Raw genomic sequence first — 26,496 nt, 5'->3', positions numbered from 1 at the left:
CGGTGACCGATCGACGAGCGTGGTCCCAGCCCGGCGCGGTCTCACTGAACGCGGTGCTCGGTGTCCATCGCCGGGGGAAGGGCGACCCCGCCTACCGCGTGGCCCAAGATGGATCGATCTGGCGCGCCGTCCACACTCCGGAAGGGCCGGGAACCATCACGGTCGCTCGCGCAGCGGACGGGGTCGCCGCACGTGCCTGGGGCCCGGGGGCCGAATGGCTGCTGCGCGGGGCACCGGACCTGACCGGAGCGTCGGATGAACCCGAAGGTCTCGACAAACTGGCCGACGCTGCCGATGATCGGGTGGTGCGCCGGCTCATCGCGGGCGCACCAGGGCTGCGCATCGGCCGCACTGGCCTCGTGTGGGAGACGCTCGTCGCCACGATCATGGAGCAGAAGGTGGTCGGCACTGAGGCGTATCGCGGATGGCGGTACCTGCTCACTCGTTACGGCGAACCCGCGCCGGGTCCGGTTCCCGCCGATATGCGGGTGCCGCCGCCCCGCGAGGTGTGGCGCGACATCACTGAATCCGATTGGCACCGGAGCGGATTGGAACCGGTGCGGATGCGGACGATCCGCGCGGCGGCAGCGGTGGACGTCGAAGGCAAGGCCGACGCGCTCGGCGGATTGCGCGGCGTCGGTCCGTGGACCGCGGCGCACGTCCGGGCCCGAGCGCTGGGCGATGCCGACGCGGTGCCGGTCGGCGACTACCACACGCCGTCGGTGGTGGGCACTGCGCTGAGCGGTCACCGGGTAGACGACGCGGGGATGCTCGACCTGCTCGAACCGTATCGCGGACACCGGTACCGGCTGATCCGCCTGTGCGAGATCGTCGGCGGAATGCCGGAGCGGAGGGGGCCGCGGATGTCGGTTCGCGACTACCGTGCCTTCTGACTGCACGGGTGCGGGAATCAGCGCGCCGGGAATCCAGACGCTCGGGGCCAGGTGCCCGCGAAGGTCAGTTGCCGTGGATGACTACGAGGGTCAGGTGCCGTGGATGACCACGAGGGTGACGGTGCCCGCCGAGATCGCGTGCAGCGCATGCTTCACCCGGGCGCCGACGCGGATCGCGCTCCCCGGTTCCAGGCGATACGTCGAGCCGTCCACGGTGAAATCGATGGCTCCGGTCTGGCCCAGAACGAGGATCGGGTGCGCCGCCATGTGCTCGCGCATCACCTGGCCTTCGCGGAAGGCGATGCGGACCACCGTCTCGGTGTCGCTGCGGTGAAGCCGCTTGATCGCGGGCTGATCGCCGGCGTCGTCGTTGGTCGCTGCCAGGCCGGTGAGATACGCGGCCGTCGTCGTAGGCATTGTCACTCCTCGCGTTGATCGGGCGGAGACACGGTTGTCAGCAGCCTAGCCACGCCCCGGGTGGGAGATGACACTGCCGCGGCAGGTACTGCGTCGCGCGGCCTCTGCAGGTGGGGCGGGAGGCAGCAGCTGCCGCGGGAAGGCGCGGTACCTGTGCGGGTCAGTGGTGCTGCGACGCTCGGGGTTTCCGCGCGTGGACGTACTGCCCGACGCCGGTGATCGACTGCTCGATGTGCTCGGTTCGAAGGTCGGCGAAGCGGTCGACGATCTCGTCGACGCTGAAGAGTCGGAGCCCGGACAGCTCGGCGAGGGTTCGCGCCCCCGGCAGTGCGGCCACGGAGGTCTGCGCGGACGTGAATACGATCATCTCGCCGCCGGGCGCGCACACGCGCACCATCTCGTCGAGGACGGGCAGCGGATCCGGGATCAGGTAGAGCGCGGCAAGGCAGAGCACAGTGTGGAACGAGTCGTCGGGAAACGGCAGGCGGTGGGCATCCCCGCGTACGAACGACACCCGGTCGGTCCGGTTGTCGGTGCCCGCCCGGGCGAGCATCGCAGCGGAGAAGTCGATGCCCGTGTACCGGCCGGCGCCGGTGAGACCGTGCGCCGCGTCTGCGCTGTAATTCCCCGGGCCGCACGCCATGTCGAGCACCTGCCGGTCCCCGGGGCGGGCGAGGTAGGCGCGCAGGGCGCGGTCGTAGTCGGCGGTCGCCGATCCGCCGAGACTGAACCCGCGAGTGAACACCGGCCGCCACAGCGTCTCGTAGATCTGCGAGAACGCCGGATTCTGCATCATCCGCAATGCGAAGGAGGTCATGACCGGGCAGCGAATTCGTCTCGTTGGACGCGCAGCACACCGATCGTGGTGGCGAGCGAATCGTATTGCCCGACGAGGAGCACGAACGCGATCGCCTGTCGTTCGTCTAGGTGCCTGCGCAAGGCCGCCCAGGTCGTGTCCGACAGGTCGCGATCAGCCACCAGTTGATCGGTGGCGAGGAGAAGTGTGCGTTCGCGGTCGCCCCATCCGGCGTCCGGCCCCTCGATGATGCGATCGAACGCCGCGGCGTCGACCCCGGCTTTCGCGCCGAGACGGCGGTGGTGGTCCAGTTCGTAGTCGCAGCCGCGCAGATGGGCGACGCGGATGATGACCGACTCGGTCTCCCGGCGCGACAACTCACCGAACGGCATCATTCGCGACGAGAAGTGCAGCCACCCGCGGAACAGGCCCTTGCTCCGTCCGATGGTGGCGAAGATGTGTGCGTTGTCGGTGCCGGTGGCGATCGACATGGCGCGCACCACCAGCCAGTTGATCGGACCGAGTTCGGCGAAGGTCCCGGGGGAGACGCGGGGAGTGCTCATGCGGCCACGGTAGACCAACCGGCAGACGCGCAGGCTGCGATGACGGAGCTCGGCCCGCGTGCGATCAGGTGTGGCGATCAGACCGAGGTGTGGTGATCAGGTCGTCGTATACGGCGAGACGGTGCTGCGGTGCTCGTCGATGTCGAGGGTCGAGCCGAGTGGCGGAAATGCCCGCTGCGGGCACCTGGGCCGATCGCAGACCCGGCACCCGGCTCCGATCGGGGTGGCGCGGGCGTCAGCGCCGATCTCGACGCCGTCGGAGTAGACGACGCGGTTCGCGTGCCGCAGTTCGCACCCCATGCCGATGGCGAAGGTCTTACCCGGCTGGTTGTAGCGCGCCGGACGGCGTTCCACGGTGCGGGCGATCCAGAAGTACTCGCGTCCGTCGGGCATCTCGGTGATCTGCGTGAGGATCTTGCCGGGCGAGACGAACGACTCGTAGACGTTCCACAGCGGACACGTACCGCCGCTCGACGAGAAGTTGAAGCCGGTGGCCGACTGGCGCTTGGACATGTTCCCGGCGCGGTCGACCCGTACGAACGTCCACGGGACGCCGCGTAACCCGGGGCGCTGGAGCGTCGACAGCCGGTGGCAGACGGTCTCGTACGAGACCGCGTAGAAGGCCGACATCCGCTCGATGTCGTACCGGTAGTCCTCCGCCACACCGTGGAACTGGGTGTACGGCAAGATCGCTGCGGCCGCGAAGTAGTTCGCCAGTCCTTTCCGCGCGAGTGCTTCCGCATCGGCACTGGCGAATCCGCCGTCGTCGATCAGTTCACTGATCAGGTCGTCGTACTCGAGATAGGAGAGTTCGGCAGCGACTTTGAAACTGCGTTGACCGGGGGACAGGGCAGCCGAGAACTCCATCAGCCGCCTCTCCGGATCGAAACGGTGCAGCACGTTGTCGCCGAGGTCGACCCGCCGGGCGATGCGCACCCCGTGCACGTCCTCGAGTCGTGCGTTCAGACTCGCACGCAGGTCCGCGGAGTGCATCCGCATGCGGGAGGTCAGATCCTCAGCCGCGGTGTCGAGTTCGTGGATGTAGTTTCGCCGCTGGTAGAAGAAGTTGCGGACCTCCTCGTGCGGTGCGGAGATGGCTCCGCGCCCGCTGGGGTCCCCACGGCCGGCGGTCGCGGCGGCGAGCTGTTCGGACACCACGCGGTAGCGGCTGTACATGCCGACCAGCGACTCGGCGATCGCGCGGTGGGAGGCGACCATCGACGACACCTCATTGACGTCGCTCGCCGAGGGATCGAAGTCCAGGTCCTCGTCGAGAAGCGCTTCGCGCAACTCGGCGACCAGCCGGACGTCGTCCTGCGGGTCGAAGAAGCCGATGTCGATGCCGAAGATCTCCGTGATGCGGGCGAGCACCGGAGCGGTCAGCGGCCGGGTGTCGTGCTCGATCTGATTGAGGTACGACGCGGAGATTCCCAACCTGGCGGCCATGTTGAGTTGGGAGAGGCCGCGCTCGCCGCGCAGTCTTCGCAGTCGGGCCCCGACGTACATCTTGGAGTGGGCGTACATCTTGGAGTTGGCGGAGCTGTGCATCTTGTTACCGCTCATCGGTGCGGCGATCCTCTCCTCGAGTTGCTGCGATCGGGTGCGGAGCAGGCCGGCTCCGGTGCGATGACCCGGTACGGTGACCGCGTGCGACGCCGTGAATCATCCATGCCGGGTTCCTCCATCATGGCTGCGGTCATGGCCGGTGTCGCGTCGATGGCGATGGTCGCCTGCGATTCGGGTGAACCGGTGGATCCGGGGTCGGACCTACCGTCGCGGCTGCTACCCGGTGACGCGCTCCCGGACGGATTCACGGTGGTGCCGGCGCAGGTGTCCGAGCTGGTCGCTGCGAACCGGTCGACTCTGAAGAACGCGGAGAGCGTTCGTTTCGATCCCGTGGGCTGCAAGCCGACGGCGGATGCGAAGTTCAATCCCCACCTGAACGAGGGGAACACCGCCTTTCTCGTGGGCCGATCGGCCGCGGGCACGTTCACCGAACTGGTCAGCACGCAGCGCCGCGACGTCGACGCCGACCGTCGCGACACGAGCGGGCCGTGCCGCGTGGTCACCGCGAGTCCGACGGCGGGCGGACTTGCGGGAGCCCGTATCGTCACGACGTCGAGTGAACTGCCCGTTCACGGCATCGACGGTGCGGAGCAGGCGTACCTGCTGCGGACCGACTCGGTGACGACTCTCGCGGATGGGGGCGTGCGAGCGCGCAGCGCGTACATGGCGAACCTGCTCGTGCAGTCCACGAGCGGGCGGGTGATCACCCTGCAGGTCGGCATCGCCGGTCAGGACGCGGCGGTCGAACCCGAGCGAGTCGAGAAGGCGGGACCGAATGCGGCCCTGTCCGATCCTCCGGTATCGGAGTCGGCGTTCACCGGCCTCGTGAGGAAAGCGGCCGAACGGGCCGCGACGGCGTAGTTCGCACCGGCGTCCCTTCGAATGCACCGGTGAATACTAGCAGTGAAATCCATCACATAGGCGAATCATTGTGTCCGGCCCATCCCGTATGCAGTGTCTCGTGGTCTGGTCGGCCGCCCAGGTTGCACGCCACCGTTTTCCCAGTACGCGCGTACTTTTTGGCTGTCGCCGTAATCGTGACGGTGATTCTAACTTCGCACAATTTGCAAAATGTGGTCCCTGGGAGCCCGAACTTAACACCATTCTTCGCTGGACCTGGACGTTTCCGGTATGGCAACCTTGCGTCAGGCATCGCCTCCAAGTGCGAGTCGCTTCGCAAGCGACGAACGCCGAGAACCAAGAAGACACTGCGAATCCCGCAGTTCTAACGAAAGCGAAGGCTATGAGCAACGTCGGAAAGCCACGTACCGCCGCCGAGATCCAGCAGGACTGGGACACCAACCCCCGCTGGAAGGACGTCAAGCGCGAGTACACCGCAGAGCAGGTCGCTCAGCTCCAGGGCAGCGTCACCGAGGAGCAGACCCTCGCTCGTCGTGGTGCCGAGATGCTGTGGGACGCCGTCAGCACGGACGACGACAGCTACATCAACGCCCTCGGTGCGCTGACCGGCAACATGGCCGTGCAGCAGGTCCGTGCGGGTCTCAAGGCCATCTACCTCTCGGGCTGGCAGGTCGCCGGTGACGCGAACCTCGCGGGCCAGACCTACCCCGACCAGTCGCTGTACCCGGCGAACTCGGTTCCGGCCGTCGTTCGTCGCATCAACAACGCGATGCTGCGCGCCGACGAGATCGCTCGCGTCGAGAACGACGAGTCGGTCGACAACTGGGTCGTGCCGATCGTCGCCGACGGTGAGGCCGGCTTCGGTGGCGCTCTCAACGTCTACGAGCTCCAGAAGTCGATGATCGCCTCGGGCGTCGCCGGTTCGCACTGGGAAGACCAGCTCGCCTCGGAGAAGAAGTGCGGCCACCTCGGTGGCAAGGTGCTGATCCCGACCCAGCAGCACATCCGCACCCTGACCTCGGCTCGCCTCGCAGCCGACGTCATGGACACCCCGACCGTTGTCATCGCACGCACCGACGCTGAGGCTGCGACGCTGCTGACCTCGGACGTCGACGAGCGCGACAAGCCCTTCCTGGACGGCACTCGCACCGCAGAGGGCTTCTACGGCGTCAAGAAGGGCCTGGAGTCCTGCATCGCTCGTGCCAAGGCCTACGCTCCCTACTCCGACCTCATCTGGATGGAGACGGGCGTTCCGGACCTCGAGGTCGCCAAGAAGTTCGCCGAGTCGGTCAAGGCCGAGTTCCCGGACCAGATGCTGGCCTACAACTGCAGCCCGTCCTTCAACTGGAAGGCTGCGCTGGACGACGACACCATCGCGAAGTTCCAGAAGGAGCTCGGCGCCATGGGATTCAAGTTCCAGTTCATCACGCTGGCGGGCTTCCACGCCCTCAACTACGGCATGTTCGACCTGGCTCACGGCTACGCCCGCAACGGCATGACCTCGTTCGTCGACCTGCAGCAGCGCGAGTTCAAGGCAGCCGAGGAGCGCGGCTTCACCGCAATCAAGCACCAGCGTGAGGTCGGTGCCGGCTACTTCGACGCCGTCGCCACCACCGTTGACCCGAACACCTCGACTGCAGCTCTCAAGGGTTCGACCGAGGAGGGCCAGTTCCACTAGGAGCTGTTTGCGGCCTTCACTGAAGGGCTGACGTGATATCGATCCCGGGCCGGGTTGGGGTAATCCCAACCCGGCCCGGGATCGTTGCGTCAATCTGGCTGTCCTGTCCTGAATGTGCTCCTCATGGGGCATTTTCGATACCCCGGCTTCTACCGGTACGAGATCGCTCCGGTGGGCTCGTGAGCATGGCACGCAGTGACGCTTCGGTAGATTTTGCGAGCACCTGCGCCGGCGCCGTGGGGCGGGATTCATGTGGACTTCAGGTGTTAATCACTGGTCACGGAGGTTTCCGGAACGCGCATTCTTGTCAGGGGAACCGTGACATGTCCCACTATTGCTAACAGTCCGCTTGCAATAGCTAGCGTATTGAGTGACACTCGAAGTGTCAGAAGAACCCGGCTATTAGGAGTTCAAGTGAGCACCGCCGAACGTAATCTCCCCACCCCCGTCTTCGCCGTTGTCGGCGCCGGTGACGTCGCCGTCCAGGAAGTCAAGGACGCCCTCGCCGAGCTGCGCACCCGTGCGGATGAGCGCCGCGAGCGCACCCAGAACCGTATCCAGAGCACCCGCACCCGCATCAGCGAGCTGCCCAACGAGGTCCCGTCGGTCGACGAGCTCCGCGGCAAGCTGACCAGCGAAGAGCTGCGCAAGCTGGCTGACCCGTACATCGAGGCGACCACCGGCTTCTACAACAACCTCGCTGAGCGCGGCCAGACCGCCGTTGCCCGCCTGCGTGAGAACGCTCTCGTCTCGGACAACCTGAACCGCGTCGAGAAGGCCTACAACGACGCCGTCGACCTCACCGAGGATGCTCTCGGCGTGGTCTCGACCCAGACCCGCACCGTCGGCGAGCGCGCCGCCGGACTGGTCGGCCGTGCTGCCGAGGGTGTCGACGAAGCTGCAGGCGACCTGGCCGACGCATCGACCGAGGTCGAGAAGGCTGCCACCACGGTGAAGGCCGAGAGCGCCACCGCTGCCAACAAGGTCGCGGGCGCTGCCGGCACGGTCGAGGCTAAGGCTCGCACCTCGGCATCGTCGCCGGCGAAGAAGGTCGACGAGGCCAAGAAGGCCACCCCGGCCAAGAGCACGGCAGCCAAGGCTCCGGCTCGCAAGCCGGCCGCCAAGAAGGCTCCGGCAGCCAAGTAGTCATGCTGCCCGGTCATCGGGCAGCAGAAGCAGTACCCCCGCAGAAAGCCCCGGATCTCTCGAGATCCGGGGCTTTCCGCGTCTGCAGTCGGCGGGCGGGTATCAGTCCATCGCGGCCACGCGCTTGCGCTCTTCGTCGACGTCGAAATCCGCAGGCGGCCACTCGAGTTCCAGCGACTCGAGCGCGGTCAGAAGCAACTGGCCGACGGCCAGGCGCGCATACCATTTGTGATCCGCCGGGATCAGGAACCACGGCGCGGCGTCACTGTCCGTGCGGTCGAAGATCGCCTGATACGCCTCGAGGTAGGCGTCCCAATAGGCGCGCTCGTCGATGTCGGACGGGTCGTACTTCCAGTGCTTGCCCGGACGTTCCAGTCGCTCGGCAAGGCGCTCGCGCTGCTCGTCCTTGGACACGACGAGCGCGCACTTGATGATCGTGGTGCCTGCGTCGACGAGATCGGCTTCGAACCGGTTGATGAGGTCGTAGCGTGCGCACCACTCCGACTCGGGAACCAGTCCGTGCACTCGCACGGGCAGGACGTCCTCGTAATGCGACCGATCGAAGACGCCGATCCGGCCCGCGACGGGAAGCGCCTTGCGGATGCGCCAGAGGAAGTCGTGAGAGAGCTCCTCCTTTGTTGGCGCGCCGAATCCCGTCACCGTCAGGCCCTGCGGGTCGAGTAGGCCGCCGACATGACGGACGATCCCGCCTTTACCTGCGGTGTCCATGCCCTGCAGTACGAGCAGGACCGACCGGTGATCGCCGGATCTTCCGTTGGCGAAGAGTCGTTCCTGCAGGTCGGCGAGTTCGTCGCCGATGTCGCCGAGGAGCTTTTTGCCGTCGCTCTTGTCCCCGCCGAACCCCGGTGTGGCCGACGGGTCGAAGTCGGCGACGTGGCCAGTGGATCCGACGCGCAGGCATTCCCACGGGCTCTGTCGCCAGGCGCCGTCCATCGTGCTCATGGTTCCTCGCTCGTCCATCGTCTGCCGGAGTCGATCCGCCTGTCCGGCATCATTCGTCGGCCGGTGGCGACGGTATCGGCGGTGGATTCTTCGCGAACTGCTGGGGATCGCCATCGCTGGCGATGATGCCGACAAGTCCGCCCCACATCACCATCGTCAGTTCATCGACCAGCTCGTCGGCGCTCTGGTCGGGCCGGGTGATCCACCCGTCGACGGCCTTGATGATGGCGCCGATGATGGCGGTCGCCCAGGTGCGCGATCCGTCGGAGCGGGCCCCGCGGGCGGTGAGCCTGTTCTCGAGGGTCGATGCGACTGCGCCGGTCAAGATGCGCTCGGTGTAGGCGATCGACGAGCTTCCCGCGGTCTGCCCGGTCGTGAATCGATACACGTTGGGATCGGTCGCGACGGTGCTCACGTAGACGCCGATCACCGTGCGGACCAAGTCGTAGTCGGCCAGGTCGTCCGTGATCGTCTCGGTCAGACGCGGAAGCAGGGTCGCCTCCATGAAGCTGACGGTGACTGCGGCGGCGAGGTCGTTCTTATCGGAGAAGTAGCGGTACAGCACGGTCTTCGAGACGCCGATGTGCGAAGCGATCTCGTCCATTCCGGCTTCCGCCCCGAGAGCGCGGACGGCGTCGGCTGTACCTGCAGTCAGTTCGGCGCGCCGAGTCTGCTTGTGCTTCTCCCACCGTTGCTTCCGGCCGTCGGATGCCACCGCCTCGACGGCAGGCGCGAGGATGCGCTGTTCGAGCTCGCGGGTGAGGGTGAGCGCTGCGTTCATCGCGACCGTGGCGGTCGACAACGGGTTGAGGTTCGGCATCACCTGGCAACAGTAGTTGCTGTTCGGGAACACTGTAGGCGTGTCGACAACCTTGGGGTGGCAATCGCAACCATCGAAATCGTCGCCGGCGGGGCTCGACTCCGCGGGCGACGCGCAGCGCGTCCGCGATCTGCGGAGGATGAAGATCGTCGCAACGGGCCTGCTGCTCGGTGCGGCGACTGTGTACTTCGTGATGCGGTGGATCGAGCATCGGGAAGGTGCCGACGTCGGAGCGTGGGTCGGCTACGTGCGCGCGGCGGCCGAGGCCGGCATGGTCGGCGCCCTCGCCGACTGGTTCGCGGTGACGGCGCTGTTCCGGCAGCCGTTGGGGCTGCCGATTCCGCACACCGCGCTCATCCCCCGCAAGAAGGATCAGATCGGCGACCAGCTCGGAGAGTTCGTCGAGCAGAACTTCATGACGCCCGAGGTGATCGTCGAACGCGCTGTCTCACTTGATCTGCCGCGGCGAGTGTCGGGCTGGCTCGCCGACCCGGTGAACGCTCCGCGCGTCAACGACGAAGTGTCCCGTGCGATAAAGCTCGGGTCGGAGATGCTTCGCGACGAGGACGTCGAGAAGTTCATCCAGGCAGTGCTGCGATGGGCCGCCGAACCGTTGTGGGCGCCACCGCTCGGGCGCGTCGTGGAACAACTCGTCGACGAGGAGCGGATCGAGCCGATCGTGCAGATGCTGTGCGAGCGGGCGCATGAGTGGGCCCTCGAGAGTCAGGGCCTGATCGACCGGGTGGTCGACCGGGACGGCCCCACGTGGGTTCCCGGATTCGTGAACAGCTTCGTGGGCGACAAGCTCTACCGCGAGCTCACCGAGTTCACGTACAAGGTCAGAGCCGACCCCGCGCACGACGTGCGCCGCGCGCTGCATCAGTTCGTCGGCGACTTCGCGCAGGAGCTGCAGCACGACGACGAGACCATCGCGAAGTTCGAGGCGATCAAGAGTGAACTTCTCGGGCGTGACGAGGTGAGCGGCGCGGCATCCACGGCGTGGCAGGCGGGTAAGGATGTGATCGAGCAGATGCTCGATGATCCGTCATCCACACTGCGGACCTCGTTGTCCGATGCGGTGGTGCGCCTGGGTGTCCGCATCCACCACGACGAGCCGCTCCAGGCGAAGATGAACACGTGGATCGCCCGGACGGCCCGCCACATCTCCGACAACTACTCGGCGGAGATCATCTCGGTCATCACCGACACGGTGCGCGGCTGGGACGCAGAGGAGACGAGCCGGAAGATCGAACTGCAGGTGGGGCGTGACCTGCAGTTCATTCGGATCAACGGCACCGTGGTCGGATCGCTCGCCGGGCTGGTGATCTACACGGTCTCGGTCCTGCTGTTCAACTGATTCCCTCCGCGTCCGCCGGTGCGTCGGGTCACGACTGCTTGCATCTGCTAGCACCTGGTGGGGATACTGGAGTCTGTCGAGAGGACAGATAGAACGTGAGCAGCGAGAATCAGCAGCCCGATACGCAGGAGAGCACCGCGGAAGTGGCGGTCGACGCTGTCGCGGCGGCAGCCCAGGACATCGGCGGTTTCATCCGCTCGCAGCGACTCTCCGCGCAGGTGTCCTTGCGGCAGCTCGCCGACCGTGCCGGTGTGAGCAACCCGTATCTGTCGCAGATCGAGCGCGGGCTGCGCAAGCCGTCTGCCGACGTGCTGTCCCAGATCGCCAAGGGGCTCCGCGTGTCCGCCGAGGTCCTGTACGTGCGCGCGGGCATCCTGGAGGAGCGGCCCGCCAGCCCGGTGCGCGATGCGCTCCTCGTCGATGACTCGATCAGTGAGCGGCAGAAGCAGATGCTCCTCGAGATCTACGACTCGTTCCGCCGGGAGAACGTGCAGCCCGAGAACATGCAGCCCGAAATCGACGGCGAGGCACCCGTGGCCGCCGACGTTGACAACACGCATGGGTAAGGTGGCGGGGTGACTGTTCAAGGCCTGGTTCTCGATGCCCAGATCTACATCCTCTGGTTTCTGACGTTCGCTGCCGGAATCCCGGCTGTGATAGCGCTGGTCCACGCTGGGATCACCCGGCACGATGCGTTCACCGCTGTGGATGCGCAATCCAAGACGTTCTGGGTGGCGGTACTGGCCGTGTCGGTCCTCCTCATCTGGTTCGGCTCGGTGATGAGCATCTGGCTGCTGTTCCTGGTCGGAGTCATCGCATCGATGATCTACATCGTCGACGTGCGGGTTCGGACGGACGAGATTCTGAACCGGCACTGGTTCCGGAAGCTCGGATGACTGACCCCGACAGTGTGATCGGGGTGGCACGGTGACCGAGTACCGCATCAACGATCTCGCCCAGGTCTCGGGCGTCAGCGTCCGCAACATCCGCGTCTACCAGGACCGCGGGCTCCTCCCGGCGCCGACCATTCGCGGCCGGACCGGTTGGTACTCGGACGAGCACCTCGTCCGGCTCAATCTGATCTCCCGAATGCTCGAACGCGGCTACACGTTCGCGACGATCAGTGAGCTTCTGCATGCGGCGCATTACGGGATGAAGGTCGAGCACGTTCTTCGCGCCGCCCCGAAGTCGAGCAGGCTGGCGAACTTCAAGCGCGCGGCGACCATCACACTCACTGAGCTGAAGAAATCCCTCGACGCGTCGGATCGCGCGATCAGCCTCAGTCAGCGACTGGGCCTGCTGACCAAGGACGGCGCGCACTACGCCGTCCGCAACCCCGAGGCACTCGCCGGCGCGGAGGCGCTGGTCAAAGCCGGCGTCGACCTCGAGGTGCTGCTCGATGTGTGGGTCCGCGTGGAACAGGACCTGGAGGACGTGGCGCACAACTTCGTCTCGCTGATCACCGACAAGTACTTCGACGAGAATCTGCCGGGTATGGGCGACAAGTCGTTCGCGCAGCTCGCCGGCTTGATTCAGACCGTGCGGCCGATGGCGCACGACATCGTTGAAGCGGCATTCAGCAAGGCGTTGGACGATGAGATCTCGCGTGCAGTGGGCAGGGCGAGCTCGTACTTCGACCAGCACGACGGCACTGAGTCGGCCGTCGACTGACACCGAGTTTCTCGAGAGAGGCATCTTCATGGCCAAGGGCACCGCACGCACAGTGGGCAAGTGGGCGCTGATCGCCGGAGCGACAGCGGCCGGAGTGGTCGGCGCCGAGCTGGGCACGATCGCCGGATACCTGCTGCGTGAGGCGATGAGATTCCCGAAGCCGGTCCAGGATGGACCGGACCCGTTGCTGAAGGCGCCCAGGAAGGCACTGCGGTCCGGAGTCGTCGGGGCCTCGGATGGCACGCTCCTGCACGTGGCGACGTCGGGCGACCTGGAGTCGGCCGACGAGATCCTCGTCTTCATTCACGGCTGGACGTGCAACACCTCGTTCTGGAATCCGCAGTTCAACCACTTCACCGGACATCGCGCGATGGTTGCGTACGACCAGCGCGGTCATGGACTGTCCGAGATGGGTCTCGTGCGCCCGTCCGTCGAGACGCTGGGGCAGGACCTCCAAGCGGTGCTCGAGGAGACGATCCCGGAAGGCAAGCGTGCCGTACTGATCGGGCACAGCATGGGCGGCATGACGATCATGTCGTGGGCCGCCCAGTTCGGTGCGGGCATGGAGGAGAAGATCTCCGGCATCGTGCTCGCGTCGACGGCGGCGCGCGGTGTGGTGGAGCGACAGAAGCTGGTTCCGGAGAACATTCCCGTCTTCGTCTCACCTTTCGAACCGCTGATGGAGACCGCGTTCGTATCACTGCCGGTGCCGCTGCCGAGCACGCCCTTCGCGGCGATGCTCACCCATTACATCGCCCTCGGTCCGGTTGCGAGGCAGGCGCACATCGATTTCAGCGACGATCAGATCTCGGCCTGCTCGCCGAAGTCCCGAGCCGCCTGGGGTGCTGCGATGGCACGGCTCGACGTGCTGGACGGCCTCGAGAAGATCACCGTCCCGACCGCGGTCGTCGTGGGCACCGAGGACCGGCTGACCGGTGTGGATCATGCCGACGAGATATCGGGGGTGCTGGCGCGCAACGACGTGCTGCACTCGTACACGAAGTACCCCGGAGCCGGGCACATGGTCCCGGTCGAGCGTGGCGCAGCCTTCAACCGGCTGCTCGACGACGTCGTGGGCGACCTCAGCGAGGCATTGAGCAGTTGACGAACACGGGTTCGGGGTGGAGCTCGACGCCGAACGCGTCGCGTACACCGTCCCGGACCCGTCCCGCCAGTGACAGCAGATCGGCGGTGGTCGCCGCTCCGCGGTTGGTCAGTGCCAGAGTGTGCTTGGTGGAGAGCCGGGCGGGGGCGTCGTCGTCCGGGTAACCGCGGGTGAATCCGGCTCGCTCGATCAGCCATCCTGCGGACAGCTTCGATAGCCCGTCACCCGCCGGGAAGCGGGGGATCGCCACGTCGTGTCCCACCCGGCTGCGGATGGTCGCGATGGTCTCGTCGATCCGGTCGTCGTCCACGATCGGGTTGGTGAAGAACGAACCCGCGCTCCACGTGTCGTGATCCGGCGGGTCCAGGACCATGCCCTTGCCGCGGCGCAAGGCGAGGACCTGTTCGCGCACCGACGCCGCCGGTGCGCTGGCGCCCTCGTCGACGCCGAGCGTGCGCGCCAACTCGCGGTACGCGATCGGCTGGGACCGGCCACCCGCATTCAGGCGGAACTCGACGGTCAGCACCACGTGATCGTCACGACCTTTCAGATCGGACGTCCGGTAGCCGAGGTTCAGATCGGCCGGCCCGACCCAGCGGGTCTCGCCGGTGGCCCGGTCGAGGAGTTCGACAGCGCGCAGCAGGTCTCCGACCTCGGCCCCGTACGCTCCGACGTTCTGCACCGGGGTGGTGCCCGCGGCCCCGGGGATCCCGGAGAGGCACTCGAGACCGCCGTACCCGGCGTCCACGGTCGCGGCGACGAGGGCATCCCAGTCCGTGCCCGCCGCGGCCGTCACGTAGGGCTGCTCTGCGTCGTCGGTGATGTCGATACCGGTGTTGCGCACGACGACGGCGGTCCCGTCGAATCCATCGTCCCCGACGACCAGGTTCGATCCGCCGCCGATCAGCAGGGCGGGTTCACCGGCCCGGTCCAATCCGGTGACAGTCTCCACGAGGGATGCGGTGTCGGTGCATTCGACGAGGGCTCGTGCCGGACCGCCCAGTCGTAGCGTGGTGAATTCCGACAGGAGCGCATTCGATGCGGCCGCACCGCTGGAGTGCTGTGCGTGACTCATGCCGGTAACGGTAACCTCTCCCTCATGTCGAGCAACTTCGAGCACTCGGTCAGCTACCCGTTCTCCGTGGACGTCCTCTGGTCGATGATCTCGACCGAACAGTACTGGCGGGATCTGCTGCAGCAGACCAACGGCGACCACGGTGCCCTGGAGTCGTTCTCCGTGGAGGGCGACAAGGTCACCGTCGTCACCAAGCAGGGTGTCGACGCCGCGAACCTGCCGAAGGCGGTCACCGCGGTGCGGCCCGGTGACCTGGAGATTCCGCGAAAGTGCGTGTTCACCAAGGCGGGCGAATCGATCACCGGACGCATGGAGGCGTCGGTGACGGGAGCTCCCGCCACGATCTCGGGTGACATCGCGATCATCGGTGATCCGGCCACCTCCCGCTACAAGGGCACGGTCGATGTGGCGATCCCGTTCGTCGGCGGCAAGATCGAGAGTGCAGTGATCGATCAGGTCGTCATCCTCCTCGATGCAGAGCGCGACGCAACACTCGATTTCCAGCAGGGTTAACTCGCCGTTACCCTGGGCTGCATGGCAAGACGGCTCAGTTATTCCGCCCGCTACGAGCACCCGGCGGAAAAGCTCTACCAGGCGCAGATGCAGCGCAGGTACTGGGATGCCCTCATGGAGGGGTTCCGGGAACTGACTCCCATCTCGAACGTCGAAGAGTTCGAATCCAGCGACGCGGGTATGCGCGTGGTCTTGAAGCAGACCCTCACCAGGGAGATGCTTCCACCGATCGCGCAGACCGTGATGATGAAGGACATGATCATCACGCGCGTCGAGACGCTCGGCGCGTTCGATGCGGCGAGTACCGAAGGCACGTACACCGCGTCGATCCCGGCGGGGCCGGGTTCCCTCAACGGCGAGCAGGAGCTGTTCCCGACCGAGTCCGGCTGCACCATTCGCAAGACCACCGAGGTGAAGGTGTTCCTGCCGTTCATCAACGGCAAACTGGAGCAGTTGATGCTCGTGAATCTCGTCGATCTGTTCCGCGGGGAAGGCGAGTTCACTGCTGACTGGGTGGCCAAGAACCTCGCGTGAACAGGCCGGTCGCAGCCGGCGGGGCCGGTTTCGACCGTAGCCGGTGTTCTCGAGCGGTAACTGGTGGAGCGTTGTTTCGGCACAGCAGTCCTCGGGCCCGACGCCGCACTATCGTGGTGAGCGTCGCAGTCGCTCGATGCGGATCACTGCTTCGCCGCATTCATCAGCTCGACTAGTGGACCTAGGGATCGGCCCGTTACCAGCGGCAGCGGATCGAGCCACCGGTCCGAGAACCGAGGAGGATCCGATGAGGCTCACCATGGCGCAGATCTCGACCGGCACCGATCCGGAGGCGAATCTGGCCCGGATCGTCGACGAGATCGGCGGGGCGGCCGCTGCCGGAGCGGAACTGGTCGTCTTTCCGGAGGCATCCATGTGCCGGTTCGGTGTCCCGTTGCACGACGTCGCACAGCCGCTCGACGGGCCGTGGGCCTCACGGGTACGGGCCGCCGTCGACGAAGCCGGCGTGGCAGCAGTGGTCGGGATGTTCACTCCCGCGGACGATGGGCGAATCCGGAACACCTTGCTCGTGGCCAGGCCCGGACTGCCGCCGGTCGGTTACGACAAGATCCACTTGTTCGACGCATTCGGTTTCCAGGAGTCGAAGACCATCGCGGCGGGCGACGATCCTGTTGTGTTCGAGCTCGGCGGGCATCGGGTCGGGGTGGCGACCTGTTACGACATTAGGTTCCCCGAACTGTTCATCGAACTCGCGAGGCGTGGCGCCGAGTTGATCGTCGCGCCCGCGTCGTGGGGAGCGGGACCGGGGAAAGCAGAGCAGTGGCGACTGCTGGCCGCCGCACGTGCGCTGGATTCCTCGGCGTTCGTTGCGGCCGTCGGGCAGGCGCTGCCAGCGGATCCGGACGTGCGGAAATCCTCAGCACCCACCGGGATTGGTCATAGTCGTCTCTCAGACCCGTTCGGTAGCGTAATCATCGATTACGACTCTGAAGAACAGGTCGGCACGCACGATGTCGACCTCGCCCGAACCGACAAGGCGCGCACGGCGTTGGCGACCCTCGCCAATCGCCGGGACATTCCCCGCCTGGATGGGACCGATGCCTGATGACCGACTCGGACGGACACGACGAGAAGCGCGCTGACGATGCTGCCTCCGATCCGGCGGCGTCTGATCTGCCTCCCGGCTCCGAACGGTCTCCGTGGGAGCCGACGCCCTCCGATGAGACGGCACAGCCCGCTCCTGGACCAGGGGGCGCCGCGCCGACCGGATCGCCGGACGCACCGACTGGAGAAGTGAGGACCGGGCCGATCGACCCGAATCGCCTCCAGCCGGGCGCGGAGGCGTACTCGCAGGCGAACCGTCCGCCCACCAGACAGATGGACGCCGTCGGAACCGGCGGATTCGCTCCTCCCACCGGGAGCGGCAGCGCGGAGTTCCCCCCTGCGGGCCCGCAGCAGCCGGTTCCGCATTCCGCGCCCACGGGCGGCAAGCGAGGCCGTCGGCGCACGATCGCACTGGTCTGCTCGGCCGTGGTCCTGCTACTGGTGATCGCCGGTGTCGGCTCCGAGCTCTATCTTCGTCACAAGGTGACGAGCTGCATGGAGACGGCCTTCGGCGACCTCACGGGCGCGCCGACCGACGTCTCGGTGTCGCGTAAGCCGGTGATCCTGTCGGCGTTCGGCAGCGACGTTCCGTGGGTGCAGGTCGACACGGCAGATGGCGACTCCACCCAGATGCGCTTGCACGCTCGTGCCGAGGGAATCAGCACCGACGGTGGCAGCGTGCAGTCGATGAACGGCAACGGCTTTCTGCCGTACGACCGGGTCACTGAGTTGAGCAGTGGTGGAGGGGCGAGCGGTGGCCCGGCCATCGAGAAGATCACCGCCGACGAAGGCGCGGGAACACTGAAGGTGAATGCGAACCTCCAGATGATCATCTCGGTGCCGGTGAGCGTCACCCTGAAGCCGAAGCTGACCGACGGGAAGGTCACGTTCGACGTCACCGACGCCTCGGCACTGGTCTTCGGTGTGCCGCAGGACTTCGCCCAGCCGATCGTCGATCAGATGACGAAGTCCATGTTCGGTCCGATGTTCGACCAGATCACGATCCAGGAGTTCGCGGTCAAGCAGTCGGGTGTCGATTTCGGGTTCAGCGGTCACGACGTCGATCTGAAGTCTGCGAGCACAGGGAACCAGAACCAGTCGTCGGACGGCTGCTCGGTGTAACGGTCCCGGTGGAGCGGTCCCAGGTCAGCGGATCAGGCGAAGACCACGGTCTTATGACCGTGGACCAGCACCCGGTGCTCGAGGTGCCAGCGCACGCCACGTGAGAGCACGAGAGCCTCGATGTCCCGGCCCTGCCGGACCATGTCGGCGGTCGAGTGGTCGTGGTTGATGCGGCTGACGTCCTGTTCGATGATCGGGCCTGCGTCGAGGTCGGCGGTCACGTAGTGACAGGTGGCGCCGATGAGCTTCACACCGCGTTCGAACGCCTGGTGGTAGGGGCGAGCGCCGACGAAGCTCGGCAGGAAGCTGTGGTGGATGTTGATGGCCCGTCCCGCCCACGCCTCGCACAGGTCCGGCGGCAGGATCTGCATGAAGCGCGCGAGGATGATCGCCGCCGGCGCGTAGCCGTCGACGATCCGCTGCAGTTCCGCGAAGGACTCTGCTTTCGAGTCGGCGGAGAACGGTACGTGGTGGAACGGCACGCCGAACCGGGTGGTGAGCTCCTCGAGGTCCCGGTGATTGCCGATGACGGCCGAGATGGTGGCGGGGAACTCGCCGCGCTCGGCGCGCCCGAGAAGGTCGATGAGGCAGTGGCTGTCGCGGCTTACCAGGAGCACCACCGATTGCTCGGCGCCAGAATCGGATAACTGCCACTCGGTGTCGGGACCCATCGATGCGGCGAGCTCGGCGAAGCGATCGCGCACCTCGTCCACGGACAACTCGAGGGTGTCGGCGCGCACCGCCTGCCGCGTGAAGAACCAGCCGGAGGTCGCATCCGAGTGGTACGCGGCTTCGGTGATCCAACCGCCGATCTCGGCGATGAAGCCGGAGATGGCGGCGACGATTCCGGTGCGGTCCGGGCATCCGAGGGACAGAACCAGTCGCCGTCCGTTGTCGGCCGGTGCGGGGCTGTGGGGAGTGGTCACCCGTCCAGTGTGCCAAGCTCGTTCCTGTGACGAACAGCAACCTGAACAGATCCGCCGTGGCGGCGCTCGTCGACCACACCCTCCTCAAACCGGAAGCGACCAGGGACGCCGCCGAGGCGGCGGTCGCGGAAGGTCTCGATCTGGGCGTGTACTCGATCTGCCTCTCACCGTCGATGCTGCCGATGGACACCGGAGCTGCACGCACGTGCGTTGTGGCGGGCTTCCCGTCGGGTAAGCATCATTCGCTGGTGAAGGCGGCTGAGGCCCGATTCGCGGTGGAGAGCGGTGCGCAGGAGATCGACATGGTGATCGACGTGGGTGCTGCCGTGGACGGGCGATTCGACGAGGTGTTCGCCGACGTGCTCACCGTGCGTGAGGGGATCGGCCAGGACGTCGTGCTCAAGGTGATCGTCGAATCGGCGGTCCTGCTCGAAGCCGTCGGTGACGAGGGGCTGACCGCCGTCTGCCGCAAGGCCGTGGACGCCGGCGCCGACTTCGTGAAGACGTCGACCGGCTTTCACCCGGCCGGCGGCGCGAGCGTGCAGGCCGTCGAGGTGATGCGGTCGGCCGTCGGCTCGAGTGCGGGAGTCAAAGCGAGCGGCGGGATCCGCACGGCGGAGTTCGCCGCGGAGCTGATCGCCGCGGGTGCGAGCAGGCTGGGTCTGTCCGGGACGCGCACCGTCCTCGACGGTTTCCCCGAGTAGCTCGCATCACCGCCCCGTATTTCGGCCGGCGCCGACTACTGAACGACGGCCAGCGGATCCGCGTACACCGCGGACAGCGCGACGGCGATCGCGGCTGCCTCGGGCACGTGGGCGCCGAAGCAGGTCGGGGTGATCTCGAGCGGGCGAGGGATTGCGGTGGCCTCGTCGAACGCAGCCTGCACCGGAGCGAGTCCGTGCGGGTGCGCCGCGAACGCGTGCCCGGCGACGACCACCTCGTCGGGATTGACGACGTCGCGCATGGCGGCCACCGCGTTCCCGAGTACGCGAGCGCGTTCGTCGGCGATGATGCCCGCGTCGGGTTCCACGCCCAGCCGCGCGCCCGCCGCCTTCATCGCGGCGGTGCCGATCACCGATTGCAGTGCCGCGACAGGTTCGTCCGCGAGGACTCCGGGAGTCACGGTTAGGCCGGCGATCGTCCCCGCACCGTGCTGGGGCTGGTGGACTTCGCCCGCGAACGTCATCGCCATGCCGACCGTCTCGCGAGCGTAGAAGAACAGTCCGGACTGGCCGCGCACCATAGCGCCGGACAGGATGAGCTCGGCGGCGGCCATGGCTTGGACGTGCTCGGACACCGAGACCGGCACGCCGAGAGCCTCGGCCAGCTCAGCACCTAACGGCTGTCCCTGCCAGTGGAGGATCGGATGGTCGATGACTCCGGTGTCGGCGTCGACGGCCCCGCCGAGTGCCGCCCCGCCCCACAGCACGCGCCGACCGGAGAAGCGATCGGCGAGCTCCCTCAGCTGGCCGCACAGTCGGACGATCGCCGCCTTCGGGTCGGAGCTGGAGAAGTCCCGCGTCCTGATGGCGTGCGAGTAGAGGGTCCGGCCGCGCAGGTCGGCGATCACGAGGGCGGTCCGTCGCGCGCCGATGTGCATGCCGGCGACGCAGTAGTGATCGCAGTCGACGGTGAGTGGGAGTTTGGGACGCCCGATGGCACCCGGATCCACCAGATCGGCTCGCTCGACGATCACCTTCGCTTCGAGCAGTGCGTTCACCTGCCGATTGACGGTCGCAGGCGACAGGTCGACGGCGACGACGATCTGATCGCGGGTCGCCGGACCGTTGGTGCGGATCGCATGGAGTACCGAGGCCGTCGGTCCGGTGCCGACGCGAAGCCTCGCCGGAACAACACCGATACCGCCCATGGCGTCGAACATAGCAGCCCGGATTTGCCTAGAGTGGGTTACATGAGTCCTGAAGGAAAGTCCCCGTCCCACACCGGCTCCGAACGGAAGGTCGCGGTCGTTACCGGCGCCAGTTCGGGCATCGGAGCGGCGACGGCCCGGGCGCTGGCCGGGGACGGCTACGAGGTGGTCCTTGGGGCCCGCCGCACCGACCGGACCGATGAGCTGGCAGCCGAGATCGGCGGCCGGAGCATGTATCTCGACGTCACCGACGCCGCGTCGGTGGAGCGTTTCGTCGCGACACTGCACCGTGCCGACGTCCTGGTGAACAACGCGGGCGGTGCAAAGGGGCTGGCGCCGGTGTCCGACGCCGACCTCGAGGACTGGCGGTGGATGTGGGAGACCAACGTCATCGGGACCCTGCGCGTCACCAAGGCGCTCCTGCCGCTGCTGGAAGCGTCCGGCGACGGACTGATCGTCACCGTCACCTCGGTCGCGGCGCTCGAAGCCTACGACAACGGTGCCGGTTACACGACGGCCAAGCACGCGCAGAGCGTTCTGCATCGCACCCTCCGGTTCGAGCTCCTCGGCAAACCGATCCGGCTCACCGAAGTACTGCCGGGCATGGTGGAGACCGAGTTCTCGCTCGTTCGCTTCGGCGGTGACGCGGAGAAGGCCGACGCCGTCTACCAGGGCCTGGACCCGCTGCAGGCCTCCGACATCGCGGAGGTCATCGCGTTCGCGGCCTCGCGCCCGCCGCACGTGAATCTAGACCAGATAGTTCTCAAGCCCCGGGATCAGGCGGACGCCCGCCGCAACGTCAAGACCGGGTAGCGACGACGGTCTCCAGGACCGTCGCGACGTCGTCCGTACCGGGCACGCGGTATCGCGCGGCGGTCGCGCCGTCGCCCACCTTCACACTCACGTCACGCGGGCCGGTGAGGTGAGCGAACGCCTTCTCATCGGTGACGTCGTCGCCGAGGTACAGGACCGCGTCGGCCCCGACCTGTGCGCGGAGCCGGTCCAGGGCGTGGCCCTTGCTGGTCTGGATGACGGCGAGTTCGATCACCGCCTTGCCGAGGGTGACGTGCACGCCTTCCCACGTGGCGGGCCCCGCCGCCGCGAGGGCCAGTGCGGCGTCGCCGTCCGGGCCGCTCGCATTCCGGACGTGCAAGGTGGTGCTGGCCGGTTTGGTCTCCACCGATGTTCCCGGGTACTGAGCGGCGATCGCACGGAACTCGGAGATGACCCGATCGAGACGGGCCTGCTGTTCTGCGGTCAGTGGCTCGTCGAACCCCTCGGCGAACTCGGCGCCATGGCTGCCGACGAGGATCACCGGATCGCTCAATCCGGAGAGCGTGGCCAGGTCGGACCGTGCCCGTCCGGAAACCAGGGCCGCGGAGGTGTCCGGCAGGGCGGAGGCCGCGCGCAGTGCCGCCGCCGACCGCGGGTTCGGCACGGCGTCCTCGGGGCGGGCGACGATCGGGGATACGCAGCCGTCGTAGTCGCACGCGATCAGGACTCGATCCAGCGCGGCGAAGCCGGTGAGCGCCTCGTCGAGGGACATGGACGACGCGTCGTTCATCGCGGTCATCGTGCCGATGCGTCGAGGGCGTCCAGGAAGCTGCGTGACCACAGATCGACGTCGTCGGTCAGCACCTCCCGGTGCAGCGCGGCCATGCGAGCGCGCCTCCGGTCGGCGTCGTCGGTGATCGCCTGCTCCATCACGTCCATGACGTTCTGCTCGTCCCACGGGTTCAGCTGGTAGGCATCGGCCATCTCGGCTGCGGCACCGGTGAACTCGCTGAGGACGAGGGCGCCGCCGTGGTCGGACCGGCTGGCCGCGTACTCCTTGGCCACCAGGTTCATGCCGTCCCGCAAGGGCGTGACCAGCATGACGTCGGCTGCGAGGAAGTAGGCGAGCAGTTCGTCGCGGGGCACCGGCTGAAGCAGGTAGCGCACGGGCGGTGCGGTCACGGTTCCGTACTTGCCGTTGATGTGCGACGCGGTCCGCTCGATCCGGTTGCGGATCTCGATGTAGCTGTCGACGCGTTCGCGACTCGGACTGGCCAGCTGCACGAGAACGGTGTCGGCCGGATCGAGTCGTCCGGCGGCGAAGAGTCCCTCGAGGCCGCGTAAGCGGACGTCGATGCCCTTCGTGTAGTCCAGGCGGTCCGCGCCCAGCAGGATGGTCTTCGGGTCGCCGAGCTCGGTGCGGATCTCCGCGGCGCGATCGGTCATGCGGGAGGCCTGCTCGGCCACGTTCGCGGAGTCGACGGAGATGGGGAACGAGCCGACCCGCACGGTCCGGTCGCCGACCTGTACGGTGCCGAACTCCTCGCGCACTCCTACCGGGTCGCGGGAGGTCTCGGCGCGCAGGACGCGCCGGGTCATGGTCAGGAAGTTCTCCGCCCCACCCGGCAGATGGAAGCCGACGAGGTCGGCGCCGAGGAGTCCGCGGAGGAGTTCCTCGCGCCACGGGAGCCGGCTGAACAGTTCGAACGGTGGGAAGGGGATGTGATTGAAGAACCCGATGCGCAGGTCGGGTCGCAGCTCGCGCAGCATCGCGGGGACCAGCTGCAGCTGATAGTCGTGGACCCACACCGTGGCATTGCGGGATGCGGCCGTCGACGCAGCCTCGGCGAAGCGGCGGTTCACCGCGACGTAGGTCTCCCACCAGTCGTGACGGAAGACCGGCTCGGCGAGCAGATCGTGGTACAGCGGCCAGAGCGTCGAGTTGGCGAAGCCCTCGTAGTAGTCGGTGATCTCACTCGAACTCAGCGGCACCGCATGGATCTGGATGCCGTCGATCTGCGGCTGGTCGTCGGCGTCTGCGACACCGCTCCACCCGACCCACGCACCCGTACGGGAGGCGAAGGTCGGGGTGAGGGCGGTGACGAGACCGCCTGGTGCACGCTGCCACGTGATGTTCCCGTCGGCATCGACCTTCTTGTCGACCGGAAGACGGTTCGCGACGACGACGAAATCAGCAACTGCGGAGCCGGCGGCAACTGCGGAGCCGGCGGAGGCCACGTCGACTGAAGCCATCGATCAGGCGGGCTCGTCCGCAGCGATCCCCAGCATCGACAGGAGCATCCGGCACTCGTCGGCGTCGGTGGCGTAGGTGGCCACCACGCGCCGCGCGGAGAGCTCGGTCTCGGCGGCGAGTGCGAGCTCTTCTTCAACGACTTCAGTGGTTTTTGCAGGCATGTGCCTGATTCTACCCCGGGTCGGCTACCCGTTCCGGTCGGCGTTCGCGAGGATCGCATCCCGGACGTACCGAGCCAGACCCGGCTCCATTGCCTCGTAGGTTGCGGCGAACCGCTCGTCGTCGACGTACATGTTGCCGAGGCACCGGTGGAACTCGTGGTCGCAGTCGTAGAACCGCTCGTGAATCTGGAGACGGGCGCGCTCGGCGACCGACATGGCCCGGTCGCCGTCGGCCGGCGCACCGGAGCGCTTGGCGGCGACGAAATCGGCGTTGATCGCGTCGGTCTCGGACTTCACCTCGGCCCAGTCGGCCTTCGTGTACCGCGCAGTCCGGGCAGCGGACTGCGTCCAGGCCTCAGTGTCGCCCCAGCGCTGCTCGGCCTCCACCTGGTACTCGTCGGAGAACCCGTGCCCGAACAGCTCGCGCATGTCGTCGTCGGTGGCTGGTCGGTTGTTCATCTCTCGCTCCAATGCATGATCGATCGCCTCGACGAGCTCACCGAGTTCGTCGAGTCTGGCAGTGACGACCGCACGCTGGCGACGCAGATGATCGACGGGGCCTGTCGCTGAGTCGAGGAGATCGGCGATCTCGTCGAGCGGTAGCTCCAGACGCCGGTAGACCACGATCTGCTGCAATCGGGTCAGGTCCGCCTCGTCGTAGAGGCGGTACCCGGCCGCGGAACGGCCGGCAGGCGACAGCAACCCGATCTCGTCGTAATGGTGCAGAGTGCGCACTGTCACGCCGGACAGCTCGGCGAGCTGTCCCACCGTCCATCTGGTCTGGTCTGTGCGTGTCATCGTCACACCTGAAGATCGTGGTCCCTCCCGTCGCGTGAGGGTCAAGCGTTCCGGTGATTCCGGTGCGCCATCAGGTTCTGCCGCGGGATGTGGACGAGTGGATTCGGCAACTGCGGCCTGCGCAGCGTGCGCGCGATGAACTCACCGAGGGTGACTCCCGCAGCGAGGGCGCAACCGGTGGTCACCGCGGCGGCCACCTGGCCGAATCCGTCGAGCGTCTGGTCGCTCATGAGACCGTACAGACCACGGTAGATCGCGAGACCGGGCAGCAGGGGCGTGATGCCGGCGACGGCCACGACCAATGGTGGAGTGAGTGCGCGGCGGGCGGCGAGACCACCGACGAGGCCGACGACGACGGCGGCCACGGCTGCCGTCACGATCCCGCCTGCGTCGGTGAGTTCGAGCCCGAAGGCGACGGCGGAGCTCACGATTCCCGCACCGAACGCGACCGGGATCGCGCGCTTCTCGGCGTAGCTGCCGATCGCGAACGATCCGGCGGCGATCGCGCCGCCGATGATGCGTGCGGGAAGGTCGGCCGGGCCGAACGGCATCTCGGTGCCGAGTCCGGGAAGGATGATGCCGAACGCCTCGACGAGCCGCACGGCCAGACCGACGCCCGCGAGGATGCCACCGGTGAGCAGCACGACCTCCGCGAATCTGGCCGTGCCGGTGATCGGGGCGCCGGTTATCGCGTCCTGCACCGAACCGACGAGGGACAGGCCGGATAAGAGCACGACGATCCCCGCAGCGATCAGCTGCGCCGGAATGAAGTCGATCCCGATGGCTTCGCGCCAATGGAAGATGGCCGCGGCGGGGAGCACTGCGATGAAGCCGCCGAGGAGTTGCTGGAAGAACATCGGAATGCCGGCGCGCGCCATGCGCCGGTTGATCGTCACGATCATCACCGTCATGACGAAAGCGGTGAGGCCGACGATGAAGGTGCCGCCCAGCAGAATCGAGATACCCGATGCCATCAGGCCCCAGCCTGCGTTGGCGATCCAGTACCGGTACGGGTGCGGGTTGGTGATGATCTCGTCGACGATGCTGTGAGCGGTCGCCGGGGTGATGGCGAGCTGCCGGATCCGACGGACCAGACGGTCGACGTGTGCGAGGCGGGTGAAGTCGATGGAGCGGTACTCGACGGTGCGCAGGGCCGTCACCGGCGGAAGAGTGTGGCCGCGCAGGGCGCAGACCACGATGCTGTTGTAGGTCACGTCGATCGCCAGGTTCTCCAGGCCGTAGATACCTGCGACGAACTCGATCTGCCTGCGGGTGTCGATCGCACCGGTGCCCGAGTCGAGGAGGACGGCGCCGATCTTGGCCGCGAGATCGAGGACCTCGGTGATCGCGGCCTCGTCGTCGAGGGCGATCGGCTTACGAGGCGCAACGACGATGCTGCCGGGCTCGATCGTGTCGATGGTCGCCTGTGCGGTGCCGAGAACTCGGTCGAGTCCTCGACGTAGGAACGCACGCACTGCTTGCGCCTCCTCTCAGTGGTGTCGTCTGGTGCGTGGTCCGGCTGAGCCCCCGCCCGACTTAGATGCTAGTCCCGCTCCACGAGAGGCGAC

Annotated in this window: 29 protein-coding genes; 15 read left to right on the top strand and 14 right to left on the bottom strand. The window is 67.0% G+C overall.

Annotation, left to right across the window (positions count from 1 at the left end):
• Positions 1-2: 2 nt before the first annotated feature.
• Complete coding sequence (locus tag FO044_RS13160) at positions 3-893, top strand: DNA-3-methyladenine glycosylase family protein (RefSeq protein WP_143965803.1); 891 nt, start codon at positions 3-5, stop codon at positions 891-893.
• Positions 894-983: 90 nt separating this feature from the next.
• Here FO044_RS13160 and FO044_RS13155 read toward each other — a convergent pair whose 3' ends face one another.
• The 4 genes from FO044_RS13155 to ramB form a co-directional block, all read right to left on the bottom strand.
• Positions 984-1,310 carry a cupin domain-containing protein gene (locus FO044_RS13155; RefSeq protein WP_143965802.1) on the bottom strand — a complete coding sequence of 109 codons (327 nt, stop codon included), beginning with the start codon at positions 1,308-1,310 and terminating at the stop codon, positions 984-986.
• 160 nt (positions 1,311-1,470) lie between these two features.
• Positions 1,471-2,127 carry a class I SAM-dependent methyltransferase gene (locus tag FO044_RS13150; RefSeq protein WP_143965801.1) on the bottom strand — a complete coding sequence of 219 codons (657 nt, stop codon included), beginning with the start codon at positions 2,125-2,127 and terminating at the stop codon, positions 1,471-1,473.
• Entirely contained in the window at positions 2,124-2,669 is a 546-nt protein-coding gene (locus FO044_RS13145; RefSeq protein WP_143965800.1) for a carboxymuconolactone decarboxylase family protein, read from the bottom strand. The genes FO044_RS13150 and FO044_RS13145 overlap by 4 nt, the downstream gene beginning before the upstream one ends.
• Before the next feature lie 96 nt (positions 2,670-2,765).
• Entirely contained in the window at positions 2,766-4,232 is a 1,467-nt protein-coding gene (ramB, locus tag FO044_RS13140; RefSeq protein WP_244945768.1) for an acetate metabolism transcriptional regulator RamB, read from the bottom strand.
• Positions 4,233-4,337: 105 nt separating this feature from the next.
• Here ramB and FO044_RS13135 point away from each other — a divergent pair, with 105 nt between their 5' ends.
• The 3 genes from FO044_RS13135 (at position 4,338) to FO044_RS13125 (ending at position 7,920) form a co-directional block, all read left to right on the top strand.
• Positions 4,338-5,096, top strand: a complete 759-nt coding sequence (locus FO044_RS13135; protein ID WP_244945767.1) for a hypothetical protein — start codon at positions 4,338-4,340, stop codon at positions 5,094-5,096.
• Between the two features lie 382 nt (positions 5,097-5,478).
• A complete protein-coding gene (gene aceA / locus FO044_RS13130) occupies positions 5,479-6,774 on the top strand; it encodes an isocitrate lyase (protein ID WP_143965799.1) in 1,296 nt (431 codons plus the stop codon).
• 414 nt (positions 6,775-7,188) lie between these two features.
• Positions 7,189-7,920, top strand: a complete 732-nt coding sequence (locus tag FO044_RS13125; protein WP_143965798.1) for a heparin-binding hemagglutinin — start codon at positions 7,189-7,191, stop codon at positions 7,918-7,920.
• A gap of 102 nt (positions 7,921-8,022) precedes the next feature.
• On the opposite strand, the gene FO044_RS13120 is transcribed toward FO044_RS13125, so the two are convergent.
• Together FO044_RS13120 and FO044_RS13115 are read right to left on the bottom strand one after the other, a co-directional pair.
• Positions 8,023-8,874, bottom strand: a complete 852-nt coding sequence (locus tag FO044_RS13120) for a polyphosphate kinase 2 family protein (RefSeq protein WP_244945822.1) — start codon at positions 8,872-8,874, stop codon at positions 8,023-8,025.
• 58 nt (positions 8,875-8,932) lie between these two features.
• Complete coding sequence (locus FO044_RS13115; protein WP_244945821.1) at positions 8,933-9,703, bottom strand: TetR/AcrR family transcriptional regulator; 771 nt, start codon at positions 9,701-9,703, stop codon at positions 8,933-8,935.
• A gap of 139 nt (positions 9,704-9,842) precedes the next feature.
• Between FO044_RS13115 and FO044_RS13110 the strand changes: the two genes are divergently transcribed.
• From FO044_RS13110 to FO044_RS13090, 5 genes are all read left to right on the top strand, one after another.
• Entirely contained in the window at positions 9,843-11,060 is a 1,218-nt protein-coding gene (locus FO044_RS13110; protein ID WP_186290630.1) for a DUF445 domain-containing protein, read from the top strand.
• Between the two features lie 95 nt (positions 11,061-11,155).
• Positions 11,156-11,626: a helix-turn-helix domain-containing protein gene (locus FO044_RS13105; protein WP_186290554.1), complete on the top strand. Its 471-nt coding sequence runs from the start codon at positions 11,156-11,158 to the stop codon at positions 11,624-11,626.
• A gap of 9 nt (positions 11,627-11,635) precedes the next feature.
• Positions 11,636-11,956 (top strand): DUF2516 family protein, encoded by a 321-nt coding sequence (locus FO044_RS13100; protein ID WP_132992315.1) that lies wholly within the window; start codon positions 11,636-11,638, stop codon positions 11,954-11,956.
• Between the two features lie 31 nt (positions 11,957-11,987).
• Positions 11,988-12,731 carry a MerR family transcriptional regulator gene (locus FO044_RS13095; RefSeq protein ID WP_143965795.1) on the top strand — a complete coding sequence of 248 codons (744 nt, stop codon included), beginning with the start codon at positions 11,988-11,990 and terminating at the stop codon, positions 12,729-12,731.
• Between the two features lie 28 nt (positions 12,732-12,759).
• Positions 12,760-13,836, top strand: coding sequence for an alpha/beta fold hydrolase (locus FO044_RS13090; protein ID WP_132992313.1), 1,077 nt, complete (start codon positions 12,760-12,762; stop codon positions 13,834-13,836).
• Here FO044_RS13090 and FO044_RS13085 read toward each other — a convergent pair.
• Positions 13,814-14,911, bottom strand: a complete 1,098-nt coding sequence (locus tag FO044_RS13085; protein ID WP_143965794.1) for a UDP-N-acetylmuramate dehydrogenase — start codon at positions 14,909-14,911, stop codon at positions 13,814-13,816. The two genes, FO044_RS13090 and FO044_RS13085, sit on opposite strands and share 23 nt — an antisense overlap.
• A gap of 24 nt (positions 14,912-14,935) precedes the next feature.
• On the opposite strand from FO044_RS13085, the gene FO044_RS13080 reads away from it, so the two are divergent.
• The 4 genes from FO044_RS13080 to FO044_RS13065 all read left to right on the top strand — a co-directional run bounded on the left by FO044_RS13080 (position 14,936) and on the right by FO044_RS13065 (position 18,145).
• Complete coding sequence (locus FO044_RS13080; RefSeq protein ID WP_132992311.1) at positions 14,936-15,424, top strand: DUF2505 domain-containing protein; 489 nt, start codon at positions 14,936-14,938, stop codon at positions 15,422-15,424.
• Between the two features lie 21 nt (positions 15,425-15,445).
• Positions 15,446-15,958 carry a DUF2505 domain-containing protein gene (locus FO044_RS13075; RefSeq protein WP_132992310.1) on the top strand — a complete coding sequence of 171 codons (513 nt, stop codon included), beginning with the start codon at positions 15,446-15,448 and terminating at the stop codon, positions 15,956-15,958.
• A gap of 247 nt (positions 15,959-16,205) precedes the next feature.
• Positions 16,206-17,024 (top strand): carbon-nitrogen hydrolase family protein, encoded by an 819-nt coding sequence (locus FO044_RS13070; protein WP_132992309.1) that lies wholly within the window; start codon positions 16,206-16,208, stop codon positions 17,022-17,024.
• Positions 17,024-18,145 (top strand): LmeA family phospholipid-binding protein, encoded by a 1,122-nt coding sequence (locus tag FO044_RS13065; RefSeq protein ID WP_132992308.1) that lies wholly within the window; start codon positions 17,024-17,026, stop codon positions 18,143-18,145. The genes FO044_RS13070 and FO044_RS13065 overlap by 1 nt, the downstream gene beginning before the upstream one ends.
• Before the next feature lie 32 nt (positions 18,146-18,177).
• Here FO044_RS13065 and purU read toward each other — a convergent pair whose 3' ends face one another.
• The gene (gene purU / locus FO044_RS13060) at positions 18,178-19,071 is read right to left on the bottom strand and encodes a formyltetrahydrofolate deformylase (RefSeq protein WP_132992307.1); all 894 of its coding nucleotides are present in this window, start codon (positions 19,069-19,071) and stop codon (positions 18,178-18,180) included.
• Positions 19,072-19,097: 26 nt separating this feature from the next.
• Between purU and deoC the strand changes: the two genes are divergently transcribed.
• Positions 19,098-19,775 (top strand): deoxyribose-phosphate aldolase, encoded by a 678-nt coding sequence (gene deoC, locus FO044_RS13055; protein WP_132992306.1) that lies wholly within the window; start codon positions 19,098-19,100, stop codon positions 19,773-19,775.
• Between the two features lie 35 nt (positions 19,776-19,810).
• Here deoC and FO044_RS13050 read toward each other — a convergent pair whose 3' ends face one another.
• Positions 19,811-20,941, bottom strand: a complete 1,131-nt coding sequence (locus FO044_RS13050; protein WP_132992305.1) for an ROK family transcriptional regulator — start codon at positions 20,939-20,941, stop codon at positions 19,811-19,813.
• Positions 20,942-20,983: 42 nt separating this feature from the next.
• Here FO044_RS13050 and FO044_RS13045 point away from each other — a divergent pair, with 42 nt between their 5' ends.
• A complete protein-coding gene (locus FO044_RS13045) occupies positions 20,984-21,754 on the top strand; it encodes an SDR family oxidoreductase (protein ID WP_132992304.1) in 771 nt (256 codons plus the stop codon).
• Here the strand turns inward: FO044_RS13045 and otsB are convergent.
• The 5 genes from otsB to FO044_RS13025 are packed head-to-tail and all read right to left on the bottom strand — an operon-like array spanning position 21,741 to position 26,403.
• Positions 21,741-22,505: a trehalose-phosphatase gene (gene otsB, locus FO044_RS13040; protein ID WP_132993351.1), complete on the bottom strand. Its 765-nt coding sequence runs from the start codon at positions 22,503-22,505 to the stop codon at positions 21,741-21,743. The two genes, FO044_RS13045 and otsB, sit on opposite strands and share 14 nt — an antisense overlap.
• Before the next feature lie 5 nt (positions 22,506-22,510).
• Positions 22,511-23,968, bottom strand: a complete 1,458-nt coding sequence (locus FO044_RS13035) for an alpha,alpha-trehalose-phosphate synthase (UDP-forming) (protein ID WP_132992303.1) — start codon at positions 23,966-23,968, stop codon at positions 22,511-22,513.
• A gap of 3 nt (positions 23,969-23,971) precedes the next feature.
• Positions 23,972-24,130, bottom strand: coding sequence for a hypothetical protein (locus FO044_RS15060; RefSeq protein ID WP_165943046.1), 159 nt, complete (start codon positions 24,128-24,130; stop codon positions 23,972-23,974).
• Between the two features lie 24 nt (positions 24,131-24,154).
• A complete protein-coding gene (locus tag FO044_RS13030; RefSeq protein ID WP_132992302.1) occupies positions 24,155-24,928 on the bottom strand; it encodes a MerR family transcriptional regulator in 774 nt (257 codons plus the stop codon).
• A gap of 41 nt (positions 24,929-24,969) precedes the next feature.
• Positions 24,970-26,403, bottom strand: coding sequence for a threonine/serine exporter family protein (locus FO044_RS13025; protein WP_132992301.1), 1,434 nt, complete (start codon positions 26,401-26,403; stop codon positions 24,970-24,972).
• Positions 26,404-26,496 lie beyond the last annotated feature (93 nt).

Source organism: Gordonia zhaorongruii (assembly GCF_007559005.1).
Lineage (GTDB): Bacteria > Actinomycetota > Actinomycetes > Mycobacteriales > Mycobacteriaceae > Gordonia > Gordonia zhaorongruii.
The sequence above is the reverse complement of the archived record's forward strand: the minus strand, read 5'-3'. Positions and strand labels throughout refer to the sequence as shown.